The 13,779-nt window shown below is 52.0% G+C and carries 4 protein-coding genes; 2 read left to right on the top strand and 2 right to left on the bottom strand.

Going from position 1 to position 13,779, the window contains the following annotated elements; genetic code table 11:
* Positions 1–48 precede the first annotated feature (48 nt).
* Together ACZ520_RS14395 and ACZ520_RS14390 are read right to left on the bottom strand one after the other, a co-directional pair.
* Positions 49–3,054, bottom strand: coding sequence for a FecR family protein (locus ACZ520_RS14395; RefSeq protein ID WP_464126228.1), 3,006 nt, complete (start codon positions 3,052–3,054; stop codon positions 49–51).
* 56 nt (positions 3,055–3,110) lie between these two features.
* On the bottom strand, positions 3,111–3,590 hold the full coding sequence (locus ACZ520_RS14390) for a hypothetical protein (RefSeq protein ID WP_374031015.1): 480 nt from the start codon (positions 3,588–3,590) through the stop codon (positions 3,111–3,113).
* A gap of 307 nt (positions 3,591–3,897) precedes the next feature.
* On the opposite strand from ACZ520_RS14390, the gene ACZ520_RS14385 reads away from it, so the two are divergent.
* Positions 3,898–8,547, top strand: a complete 4,650-nt coding sequence (locus ACZ520_RS14385; RefSeq protein WP_374031014.1) for a hypothetical protein — start codon at positions 3,898–3,900, stop codon at positions 8,545–8,547.
* Positions 8,534–13,756 carry a hypothetical protein gene (locus tag ACZ520_RS14380; protein ID WP_464126225.1) on the top strand — a complete coding sequence of 1,741 codons (5,223 nt, stop codon included), beginning with the start codon at positions 8,534–8,536 and terminating at the stop codon, positions 13,754–13,756. Before ACZ520_RS14385 ends, ACZ520_RS14380 begins: the two co-directional genes overlap by 14 nt.
* Positions 13,757–13,779 lie beyond the last annotated feature (23 nt).

The raw sequence follows: 13,779 nt of genomic DNA, 5'->3' as shown, positions 1-13,779 counted from the left end.
CAAAAATGAATGGCTGAAAATGAAAGAGCTCCCGGTGGGAGCTCTTTTTTATTGTACCTCGATGAAGCTGGATTCAGACCAGGGTGAGGATTGACTGGAGCTGCGACCGCGGATGCGGAAATACCAGCGGCCCTTGTCCAGGCCCTTATTCAGATAATAATCACGGGCTTCGACTTTATAAACAACGCTGCCACTGAAATCCTGTTTCTTTGCCAGTTCCAGTTCATACCAGGCAGCTCCCAGAATCTGACCCCAGGCGAAGCGAATGGCATCGCCTGATTTGAATCGGTTCCCCTTGGTCGGAGCTTCCAGGGCGGCGGCGAGCAGATCTGATTGCTTGCGGTACTCAACCCCATAGACTTGTGAAGGAGTGTCGAAGAAGTCCGGGCTTTCAGAACTTGGAATCAGACGGAAGTAATACCAGCCCTCTTCTTTGACCGGCATGAAGAATTCAATATTGCGGGTCTCGAAACGTTTGGCATCCTTCAGGTTTTCCTGGCGGCCCACTTCAATGAAATATTTTTTGGCGTTCTTGCGATGAGTCCACAGGATGTGCAGCTGATCCTGTGACCCTTTGACGTCGATGTTTCCAAAAGAGATTTCATAGCGTTCGACCGAGGGGCCCGGCAGGACGCCTTTGATTTTGAAAACTTCAGAGGCGGGGGAGACTTCACCCTCTTTAGAGCGGGCCAGAATACGCACATAGCTGGGCTCTTTGGTGGAGTGATCAATCGCGTATTCCGGAGAGTTCAGGTCCACTCTCAAATTTACGTTTCCGAACTTGGGAGTGTCAGCAATTTCGATGATGTAACCCGTGGCGTGGGTCACGGGTTTCCAGTTCACGGTGACACGCACGGTGACCGGGCTGACAAGATCCTCTTTTTCTTTCAACAGCACGGGCGCCGACAGAGGCGGGCGGACTTCGGCAGAAATCACATTGGACCAGACGGATGAAGAGGGTTTGTCGGCGTAAACCTTTTGCGCACGCAGATAGTAAGTTCCGGGATTGGTGACTTCCATGCCCTGGGACAAAGGCCCTTTGCGGGAATCCAGGACGGTGCTGAAGTCAGGTGTGCGGCTTAACTGCACTTCGAACTGCTGATTGTTTTTTGCGTCGCGGATTTTTGCGGTGATCTCCCAACGCCCGCGTTCAATCAGGCGAAGATCCGCCCTTTCAAGATTGATGTCAGAGGGGGCGACGACGGTGATCTTTCGGGCGGCGCCGGGTTTGCCATTGGCGGCAATCAGACGCCAGTAAAGCACGCCGGCCTTTTTTCGGGTTACTTCCACAAAAGAGCGACCTGCGGTGTTCACCTTTTCGATATCCTGGGTGAACTTCGGTACGGTTGAGAATTCCAGGGACGGAGCCGATCCGCTCCATTCAAAGCGAACCGGTTTGCCGATATAAGCGACCAGGTTGTCCTCTGGTGAAATAGCGGTCAGAGCGTTCTTTCGCTCTTCTTCTGCTGCTGCTGCGGCTTTCTGCGCCTGAAGCTCAGCGGCTTTAGCGGCAGCCGAAGAGGCTGCCAGATTTTTCAAAGCGGTTGCGGAAGGATGCAGGGTGATGATGTTGGAAGAGGGGGACACCTCGCCCTCTTTTGATTCAGTTTGCAGGCTGATGTAATATGGTTTTGTCAGGTACTCGTTGATTTCAAAAACGGTTTTGGATTTTGGCAAGCGGTTGATTTTTGAATCTCGCATGTCGGAATTGAAAGAAGTGCGAAGCAGAAAATGTTCGGCCGCTTCTTCGCCGTGCCACGCCAGTTGGGCAGCCACGACTCCACCGGCTTTTTCATTCTGAGAAGTGACTTTCAGTTCCGGCGCAGTCAGCGGATTGCGAATTTGAACTTTGATGGCGTCAGACCAGTCTGACACCAGGTCGTTGCCATAAAGGCGCCTTACGCGCAAATAGAAGTCTCCGGACTGGTCGATCAAAGAACGAAAAGGGGACGGACCCACAAAGGCATCATACAGATCCTGGTATCGTTCAGTACGGCTAACCTGAAATTCATACCGGGAGTCGGGGGCGGAGTTGACGACCGATACATCCAACTGCCATTTTCCCCGTTCAATAAAGGTCAGGCGCGGTTCACTCAGTTTCGTCTTTTGTAGATTGGCGACTTTAAAGTAGGAGTTGGTGGAAAAGTGCGGGACGCCCTCCTTATATGAAACCACTCGCCAGAAGACGTCTCCCAGCAGTTTGGCGACGGGGATCGGGGTGGTTTTCTTTCCGGTCACATCCAGTTCTCCATCAATGTGATAGAAGTCCGGATGGGTGGAGTATTCCAGGGTCTGGCGTTCTGCCGGGCCGCTTTCCCAGAGAAATGCCTGATTGGTTTCATTCTTATAAATCATCTGTTTTTCTGCGGGTTGCAGCAGCTTGATGGAGGGGTCGATTGTTTGGTCAATGTAAAGTTCAACTTTGCTGGTTTCCTGCGCACGGCCATCGGCGGAATTATTCGTACCGGAGCTGCGGCTGCGCACGATTACACTTTCACCGTGAGTGAGAAGCTGCTTGTCTTCCACACCTTCGATCGAAGCCTGTCCAGCGGCCATGGCCAGTCCCAGAGCATGCTCTTTCTTTTTCACATAAAGGTCGTATTTGGAGCCAGGGCCGATACGCAACCCCGCCTGATCCACTCGCAGAATAATTCCCGTGTTGTCATTGGGGAAACTTCGCAGATTGAAGGCTCCGTCATTTAGCGCCAGAATCAGATTGTTTCGGTCGCCGGAGTCTTCAGAGATGCGCAAAAGAGTGTTTTCACTCAGGCGGGCCCGGCGGTTGCCGGAGAAGTGCAGAAGAGCGGCGGATTTTTCGCCGACAAAAACTTCAGAGCCGTTGTAAAGCTTTTGTCCGTCAGCAGCCGTGCGCCAGAAGAAATCGCCGGGATATTTGTGTCGCACCTGGGACCTGATCTCGCGTATGACGGCAAGTGGTTTTCCCAGAGACGTTTCGTCCACTTTGCTCAAACCCGGGATACCTGCAAGATATCCCACGCCGGCAATGATTCCGATGAATAAAACAAGTGCTGCAAATCCGAGTTTCTTTTTCATCCCCCTACTATCGGGGAAATATTTGTCGATGTACAGACATGATCTGGATTTCAGTCTTATTTCTTAAGAAATCCAAATGTCTTTTCCACGATGAAATCAGGCTCGAGCACCGCGGAACACTTGGAACATTTATTCTCAGAGGGAAGATGCAGTGACGGACCCTCCTGATCACTTGCATATTTATAGTGAACATTCTCAGACAGCTTGATCACATGTTCGTGAGAGCAATCCTCGCACAGGAATGGCGCATGGAAAGAAATGACCCGGGCATTTTTTGGCAGAAAGCCGTGCACGATATTCACCTGATTCACAATCACGAACGGGCATTCTTCAAGAGACAGCTTTGCATCAGTTGGCACTCGGCAGGTCCACATGATCCAGTTCTTCACTCCGATGGAATTTATGAACGTCACCTTTGACATGTTCAGTTTGATCTCTTTGTAGTTTTGAATGTTGAGTTCAAACAAAGCCGTCTTTTCGCTGATCGGCCCTTCCAGAGCGATTTCTATCGTGCTTCCGTTCACTTTTGTATTCATCGAGTGTTCCTTAGAATTAAAAAATTCGATTCTATTCCCACCTGAAATTCTGATTCAAATTTGGAATTCCGGCTCGGTGGATCTATCTGTAATTTCAGAAACTGTTCCCCTTTTGTCAAACGAGGATCGGGTGGAGTGATACGCTTATCTTGCACTGGTTTCATATAAGAGTATCAGGGTGATTCTTCTCTGGCTCAAAGGCCTGAAAATCGTCGAATGTATGGTGTCCCAGCTGGACTGTACCATCATCTGTGCGATTTCAAACGACATTTCCAAGGCCAGAAAGTGAGGCTAGCCTTTATCTAATATGAAATGTCTTTTATCAATCCTCTTGTACGTTGCATGTGGTGCTTTGATTTCTTGTGCGAAAGCCGGTCTTCAAAGCACGAACTTGCCATCTAAATTCAACGGTTTGGAAAGTGCCGTGGCGATTTCGCCGACGAGCGTAAGACTATCATGGCCTTTGCAGGCTCGATTCAAAGAATATCGAATCTATCAAAAAGGTTTTAATACTCCGAAAAAAACTGAAACTTTTGCGACAACGACTCTGAATAGTCTGACCCCGGATAGCTATTATGAATTTTCAACTTCGGGTGTGGATGCAACCACTGACGAAGAGTTTGGCTTTGATCGTTACATGACCGTGAAAACGCTGGCGAACTTTTCCGGCATTCCTTCCTCCGGTTTACAGTCCCAGTCCAATGGTTCCGTGGAAGTCAGTTGGGTCAAAAACGGGGATGGGGTCACATACAAAATTTTTGCGAAACGTGAAAATGAAACCTGGGACCTGACAACTCCGGTGAACACCGTGGTCAGCAAAAGCACAAGCCTGGTGAATTCTCTGCCCAGCGGTGCAAAGTACTGCTTCTGGGTCATGGCGTTTTATGATGACGGCACTTTTGAGCCCACGAACATGAGCGAAACCTATCTGAATTCCAAAGCACCTTGTGTGCTCGTTCAGTCGCAACTGTCGAATCTGCCGGCGGTGCGGATGAATTCTGCCTTTGTTGGTAACTTCCCGTGGTTCTGGACTGAAGGCGGGGATTCCACCTATAAAACAGAGATTTTCGAACGATTTACGGACATTCGTCTGGCCACAGTGGCTGGAAATGACTACTTCCGTTCCATCATTCCGATTGCTCCGGGTCTGAAGAATATCTATGCGAAAGTCACGGCCACCGACGGCAAGGTGACCATCGTGGATGTTCAGCCGGATGGACTGCCGGGACTGAGCAAACCTTTGGTGCGAAGCCTCGAAGGCTCAGGTGCCAAGGCTCCGTTGCTGCCGCGTCTGATCGGCGGCGGCTTGGGAATGCAGGAGTTAGGTAACGGCATTCAAGTCGGAGACTTTAACTGTGACGGCTATAAAGATGTGGCGGTGTCCGCTCCGCGCGCGACTCCTTATATCAGTGACAGACACTATGATGCCACCGGTGCGGTTTCTATTTTCTATGGCTATCAGCCGCCGGATGAAATTGATTCCAACGGTAACATCGTTCGTCCGAAGCCGCGTTTGAAAACGGATGTGACGCCGACGGCGGATGCTTCGTTCCCGGATCCTCAGTTGATTTATTATACTGATCTGACTTCAGATGCCCGCCTGGGTATTCGTATTGCGGTCGGGAACGTGAATGGTGATTGTTTCAGCCGCTACAAGCCACCTGAAGGGGTGGTGGACAATGATCCGAAAATCAACCGCGTGGGATTGTGTGATGACTTGTTCACGCCGGCAGTGCCTCCGGCGGACTTGAACAAGCTGAAAGAAATTCACACCTGTGATGATCTGGCCATGCAAACCAATGATGGTGCGGTCTTTGTCGTTTATGGCGACCCGGTTCGGGGTCTGGTGACTGGTGCCGGCGGCAGCGCTTATGGTCTGAATGAGGCCACTTGTGATCCGACGTCTTTCAAATGTCGTCCGTCTAAATATCGTGATTCCACAACGGCGTATGTGCATTCGATCACCTTTGGTGACTATAACAATGACGGTTTTGATGATCTGGCGATGGGTGTGACCACGAACGCCAATAAACGTCAGGTTCACGTGCTTCGCGGTGACCGCTTCGGTCTTTATCCGGCGAGTGCGACGAAAAGCCACGCCAAGATCGATGCGGAATCCATCGGCGCAGGTGATTTGACGGATGGTTCGTTCCTGGGTTTAAGCGTGGCTGAAGACTTCGCTGGTGCGGTGGCGTCGGCTTACAATTCCCGTACTTGCACAAATGGCGGCGGGTATATTTTCAGAACATCGCCGGCTCCAAAGAACAAAGGCTTTGAATTCAACAAGTGTGATGACCTGGTGATCGGTGTGCCTTTGCGTGCCGCAGGCCGCGGTTCGATCCTGGCATGTAAAGGTGTGCAGCCCACTGCCGGGTCGGATTTGCAGCAAATCACCAGTTGGATGTGTAAAGAGTCTTATCCAGACACGTCTTTGGGTATCAGTGCTTCTCATATCACCGTCAAAGGATATGGTTATTCTTTGCTCGGTGTTCCGAATCAGAATGGTTATCCTTTGACGAAAGTTATCGGAACGACGAACTCGACTCCGAATGTTTCCGGGGCGGTGTTCGTGGGCGCGCCCACTTCGACAGTTTCCGGTCAGGCCAACGCCGGTGTGGTGTTTGGTTATTATATGACGCCAAGATCTGCGGACTTTGCCACCGGTGGTCTGCAGGGTATTTTGGCGCCCGTGCAGACGATCAACGCTGTGAATTCTCTGGCATGTGATGCGAAAAACAGAAACGTTCTCACGGGCAGCCTTGAACATTGTGAAAATCAGGCGCTTCACACCAGCCCCTCCGAAGCCGGCGTTCAGTACGGACGCTCTTTGGGGACGGTGGCGGATATCGAGGACGTGACCCGCGGACTTCCGTCTCTGGCAGTCGGTGTGCCTTACCGCGCGGTGACCAGCAGCGACGGTAAAAAATCCATTTCCAACCATGGTGTGGTGTATTTGTATAAACCGGACGTGTCCACGTTGGGCACTGAAGCCGGCGTGCGTATCGATGCCCCGCAGTTGTCCGATGATGACTCTTATGGATGCGCGACAAACTGTACTTGGTACAGCGGCGGGGTGAACCCATTCGGTGCCTCCATTATTTATGCGAAAGACATGACGGCGGGGGCGCAGATTGGTTTCGGTGGTTTGGCTGGAGCTGATTTCAACGGTGATAAAACCGGAGACCTGATTATTGGTGCTCCTTATCTGTCGACTCCTTCTTATTTTAATGGCGCAGCCTTTGTCTTTAAATCCAGCGGTACTTTTGCGGCGTCTGTGACGACTCCGGATCAGACGATCAACGTGAACTTCAGTAAAGAGCTGAACTATCACTATGAGCGCGCCAAAGTTGTCGGGGATTTGAACGGTGACGGCTATGCGGACGTTGTTACGCACATCTCAGTGGCAAGCACCGTGGAACTGGTTGTCTTCTATGGCAGCGCCGGAGGCCTTGTGACAACACCGGAGCCTACGCGCAATCCGGTGGCAGCTTTGCATCCGCTGAAGCTCGCCGTGGACACGGATCCTGGATTTGGCCGGGAGTTTCATCGCATCGGCAGTGTGAACGGCGATGCCTATGACGATTTGCTGATTCTGGGTACTTATGGCAGCTATATCTATTATGGATCTTCCAGCGGTGTGGTGTATGCGAATGCGCCGTCATTGGCTCCAGTGGGGCAGAACCCGTTAAGATTCGCTCTGGGTGGAACGAACACGATTGCCTTCCATAGTGTAGGAAACATGTATGGATCGACTTCAACGGCGGGGTTGTCCGTTGGAACATTTAACAACCTTAATCGCGCGGTGACCTATGGTGATTTCAATGCCGATGGTTACGGGGACTTTGCGCTGGGCACTTATACCGATTTGACTCCAAGTGCGGATGTCATCCCGGGTGGAGTGAACATGACCGCGGCTAACAAAGGCCGTGTATTTGTCATCTATGGTTCTGCCACAGGTCCGCAGACCAATCGTGCCACGGGCACCATCCGACTGCAGGACGATAACGGCGCTGCGGCTGACGTTCTGGTTGAAAACCCATGTGGTGAAACTTTGCCCAAGGTTTGTAAAGTTCAAATGCTGGCTTCGAACGACACGGGCGTGACATTCGGTTGGAATGTCGTGGGTATCGATTCCCTGGATGTTCTGGCAGGTGAGGAAACAGACGAGCTGATTGTCAGTGATCCTTCTTTGACGACGCTGAAAGGCCGCATCTATTTGTTCAAAGGCGGCGCCCGCGGTTTGGCTTATACTCCGATTCAGAAGCTGGATCCGGCAGCGGCGGCGGAACGCTTTGGCTATGAGGTGGCGGCAGCGGGAGACATCAACGGTGACGGCGTTGTCGACATCGTGGTGTCAGCGCCGGTGGCGGGTAAAATCTATACTTTCTATGGCGGCCAGGTTGGCAGTGCGTATGCCTTCTATGGTTCGACGTCTCTGGCGACAACGGATCTGTTCCTGGCGGGGTCGGCCCCCATTGCCAAGAACACACTTCATGCCAGTCAGTCCCAGCCAAAACCTCAGCGTCTTGAGGTTCTGGGTACAGATGCGATCTTTGAAGCGGGCGATGCCTTCGGTTATGGCCTGGCAGGAATCGGTGATGTGAACAATGACGGTTATGCCGACATCATCGTGAACATGCCGGGCAAGGACTACGATCTTGAGGAAGTGCAGGCTGATTCCGGAGCTTTCGTGATTTATTACGGAAGTCTTCTGGGCCTGAAGATCAATTCCACGCCAACGACGACTCCGCGCTGTTATGGCGGGTCTTCACCAATGTGTGAGCCCTATTTGCTGTATCTGCCGGAGCGAAAAGCGTACGAGTACACTTATATTTCCAACAGTGCGAGCGGGGATATCAACGGCGATGGAATTCCGGATGTGGTTCTGGGGGCTCCTGGTCGCAATCATCCGTCAGGCAAGGCATTCTCGACAGGAGTCGTCTATGTTCTCTATTAAAAGGATTTTCAAAGCAGCCCTGCTGACCGTGGTCGTCAGTTTGACGGCTTGTACGGAGAAGCTTGAGACGGGAAGTCTGTTGCGTGATTTTACCGGCGCAGAGGGCGTTGAGGTGCTTTCCCCGACGGCAGTGCGGGTTTACTGGCAGTTGCACAGCCGCTATCGTGAATACAAAGTTTACTATAACCTGTCCTCTGAGGCGGTGGCGGAAACGTTCCAGGATTCTGTGATCATCCGCAACCTGTCTCCGAACACGGCCTACACCTTCAAAGTTGTGGGAACGGACGGGACAAACAGTGTCGGCGGTAATAAAGAGATCACGGTGACCACCAATAAACCTTTTGCGGGGGCCGGCAGTGTTTCCAAGGATGCCGATGGCAACCTGATTCTGATTTGGGATTATCCAAACAAAGTGGCGGAATACCAGATCTTCTTTAAAGAGTACGAAGACCCGACGGCTGCCAATACCAGCAACTGGACGGCGGTGGATCGCACTTCATTGGAAAATCGTTATATTTTCCGCAATATGACCGGCTCCACACGCTATCACTTCGTGGTGCAGGCGAAATATATGGATGACACTTACGAGCGTCCCACCAAAGTGGTGACCGCCTCGACGAATTCATCCTTCCCAACGCCAGCTTATGAGCTGAGCCCTATTTCCATCGGAGCCTTGCCGTTTGCGAAGGTCACGCCGGTGGTGAATGCGGAATATAAAAATGAAAATTACGTCAGCCGGGTTTACATGGGCAGTACGGCCGTGTCGGACCCGCTCGTGGGTGCCGGAACGATTGTGTTTTCTCCTTCCGCAAACTGGACAATTGGTAAAATTGAAGATCTGTCCATCCGCGTGAATTACAATGACGGCGCGAAAAATGAGACTTTGATCTTTGATAAACTGAGCACTTACATCAAAGGTATCCCGGGCTATAAAGAAATGCCTCCGGTGGCGGCCGTGGACGCCGGGGTGGCGTACATGGGTGAAGCCATGACTTCCGGTGACTTTAACTGTGACGGTCATCCGGACCTAGCTGTGGGTTTGCCGAATATTTCGATTGCCTCCCTGGGGGTTAAGTCGGCCAATGCGGGTGCGGTTTATGTTTATTATTCTTATAAACCCACCGGTTCAGCCAGCTACAAACTGAAAACCTTCCCGGACCCGGTGCAGAGCCCGGCGGCCCCGGGCGTGGATCCGCAGATCATTACTTTTGAGGATCTTTCCCACTATGCACGTTTCGGCAAGTCCATGTCCGGCAGCGGAAATCTGAACGGGGACACCCGACTGGGTAATGCCTGTGAAGATCTTGTGGTCGGTGCGCCAGGCCAGGATACCAGTTACAGTCCTTACGATTATGATGGTGCGGCCTTTGTCTTCTTCGGAAGTGCCGAGGGTCTGAAAGCACCGACGAAAATCAAGGACATGCAGCAGAACTTCGAAACCTGTAACGGCCTGGTCGAGGGGGCAACATGTTCTGCGGTGATGTTGTGGCCGGATACGTCGTTGTGGCCATCGTCCCATTGGGATCAGGCGGGCCGTGTTCAGATGGGGAACAATGCGGAGTTCGGTCACGCGGTGTCCTTTGTTGGTGATTTTAATGGTGATGGTTACGATGACATTGCGGTGGGGGCGCCACGCGGGGATTGGGATGGGGTGCCTTCTCCGAATCTGCCGGGTGAATCCAAATATGAACGCGAGACAGGATTTGTGGCCATGTACTTTGGTTCCAAATCCGGTATCGGATATGAAACTCCCACGGCCGGTGGTATTCCGAATTCGGGTAATCCCAAATTCCGCTTCCTGAAAATCTATGCACCGACTCCGCACTATGGGGCCCGTTTCGGTCACGCGGTTCATGGTGGTGCCGATGTGGATGGCGGTTTCAGAATTCGAAACTCTGCCGGAAAACTGGTGGGTGGATCTGACATGATCGTGGGTGCGCCCGGAGATCGTTATATTCAGGCCCAGAGTGCGAAAATCAAGGCAACAACTGCGAGCTGTTCGACTCCGGACACTTGTGCGGCGATTCCGCCGGCGGAAGGTGGATGGGGAAGTTCAGGAATTTCGTTCCCAAGTGGCACCAATCACTACAGCTTGCCAGTGAACAATGCGGCGGTGGGTGTCGGGTCTGCTCCAGGGGCTGCTTACATTTATTTCGGTCGATCCGCTCCTTCAGCGTCAGCGACGGAAGATGAAACTTATCGTAATCAATTCTGGTTCTGCGGTAATCGCAAGATGGACACCAATAAGCACTTCTCGTGTTTGACGAACAAGTCGGGCTTCCGCATTTTGTTCCCGCGCAGTTACTATAAAGACGATCAGGTGGGTTCGGGCGTGAAAATGGTTTCCCGTGGCTTTGGGACATCGGTGGCTCTGGTCGGGGATCGTTCCCGCTATGATGCGACCAACACGGCGTTAACCAGTCCTTCCGACACCAATGCCGATGGATGGGCGGAAGCCGTTGTGTCCAGCAGTTACTTTAACAACGGCTCAAAAACCAATTCCGGTGCCCTGTGGGTCTTTTATGGAAATCCGTTCAAACTTTATGAAATGGATGCCTTTAAAGGGATTGATGCGGTCGATCCGGCGATCAAAGACAGTGACTGGAATGATGGTTCGTCTCAGTGCGATCGCTTTGATGTGAACAACAACCTGACCAAACGCAAGTGTGCTCCAACGTTGATTCGTTCAAACTCCATTGGTTCCAACTATTATCTGGGGCTGTACCCGGAAGCCATGGCTGTGGCGGACGTCACAGGTGACGGGATCAAGGATGTCGTCGTGGGCGCTACGGGGGACGGGACGAAGGCATCCAGTTCCGGCGCGGCTTATGTGTTTACAAGTTTGGCGGGCGTGGGACTGACATCGAACTTCCTGCACCTTTATAATTATCAAGGTCAGGCTTATGATTACTTCGGCCGGTCTGTGGCTGTCGGCAATTTTGACGGGGATTATGCGGGTCTGACTCCGTTGAATGACGTCTTTGTTGGGTCTTATCTGGATAAATCGGCGAAACTGGGGGGCGGGGCTGCTTTGGGTTACTACTCAAAAGGTCAGCCGCTGTCGTCGGTGAACTCGGTCCCGGTTGAAAAAATGGTGGACCGTGCAGCCAGCCCGCAAAGTCTGAACTTTGAAAGTATTCGTATCGTCGGGGATATCAACCGCGATGGTTATGCGGATGCTGTGGCTCAGATTTCACGTCCATCCAGCAACAGCAAGACTTATACAACAGACGCGGTGGTGTTCTTTGGGTCGAATCTGGGGCTGGTAACAACCTCGTTCTGTAAAGAGAATCTGGCGCGCGTCTTCAAGGCGCAAAGCCAGAATGAAAACTATTGTTATCCATCTGTGAACCCGGCGCAGGGTGTGACTTTGAATGACATCGCGTTGCCTCAGATGATCAGCAAACCGACGAACCTGAGTGTTGGCTGGGCCAGTCGTGCCTTTGACGCTGGTGACATTAACGGGGACGGCTTCGGGGATGTGGTATTCCTGGATCCGGCCTCCGGTGGCCAAATGGTTGCTTACTATGGATCTCGAGGGGGCTTGCAGGCTGTGACCAATCCGAAATGGATTCCGGCGGCCGGGGATCCTCAATACATCTCCACTCGCTGGTCCACGATCACCTGGGGTGACGGCACAATTGGCATGGATGAAGATTCTCCGCACCGACGCAAGGTCATTAACCATGGTGATTTCAATGGTGATGGCTATTCTGACATTGTGCTTTCGGTTCCTTCGGCTCCGTCCTTCTTCACGATGAATAAGGGGACCAGTATCAATGACGTGAATCCTCCGTTCGGTGATCCTCCAGCAGCGAATGATGGATGGCAGTGCTACGATGAAGCAGACTCCAGCTGTAAAAACGGTAATCAGGCTGTGTATATGGGACGCGTGTTTATCTGGTATGGTTCCTCCACGGGGGTGCAGACTCCGAAGGTGAAAGGTTATACGCCAACTGACAACGAGCCGAACGTGAATACGAATCTGTTGTCGGCAAATGCCAATTACTTAATTGACACTTATGGAACTGAATCTGCGGCTGTGGCGAACAAGGCCTGCAGTGGGGCTCCGAACAATTCGTGCAAGATGCAATACCTGTACAGTCCAATGGTGCGCAACGTGAACTATGGTTACGAGCGTATGCGCCACATGTTCGGTGCAAGTGTGGCCGTAATGGATTACAACAAAGACGGTATCGACGATCTGGTGATCTCTGCTCCGGGCTGGGAAGATCTGGCTTGTTACTATGATGCTGACAACTATTCCAACTATGGACGTCTGTTCCTGTACAAGGGAAGCACCAACGGAATTCAGGCGGCGGATCGGGACAGCTATTACAACGCCACCTACATGGCTGGTTCGTGCGTCAACACGACACAAAGTCAGTTCCAGAATCTGGATCCATCACTGGATCTGGACGGAGCTGCGGGCCGTGTTTACGGCCTGATGCCGCCAATCCTGAATCAGGCGCTGAGTAACAACATGTCTGGACGTTACTTTGGTTATCGTATCGCTTCGGCAGGGGACCTGAATAACGACGGTTACGAAGACCTGATTGTGACGGCTCCACGTGAAGCTCCGAAGGCGGGTCTGACTGACACGGGGATGTCGTATGTTTATTACGGTCCGCTGTGCGGCTCGGATAACAACTCTGCGATGTGGGATTACCTGGAAATCAATCTGAACAAGCAGATGCTTTATACTGATCCAAACCTGCCAGGCGGTGGTGCGGGTATTGAGTGTATGCGCACGTCTGGAACACCGAAACCGGCACCTCAGGCCTTCTATGCCTGGGATGCGAAATCCGGGGATTTGGTGGGCAGTGAGCTGATGACCGGCCGAATGAAAAAAGGCGATTTCAACGGAGATGGATTCGACGACGTGATTCTGGGTTCGTACGGATTCGATGATTCCGTAAACGGAATCACGCAGTTGGGCCGCGGGCTGGTGTTCTTCGGATCAAGTGTTGGTTTGCATTCTGCTGATTATCCGGACACGGTTGTTGTCGGGGATGCCCAGGGCCGCATGAAGCCTTATGTGATTCAATACGAGGATACTGAAACATCGCCGTATTACTTCTATATGAACACTTCTTCCGGCGATGTGAACGGCGACGGCACTATGGACATCCTGGTTCCAAGTGAAGGACATGATGGGCATGCGCCGATCAACGGTATCGATGTGGGGAACTTCTTCTTACTCTATTAAGCACGTTTGATTCTGCGGGGGCA

This window comes from Bdellovibrio sp. BIS2 (assembly GCF_055398295.1).
This window is presented reverse-complemented; position numbering and strand designations above follow the sequence as displayed.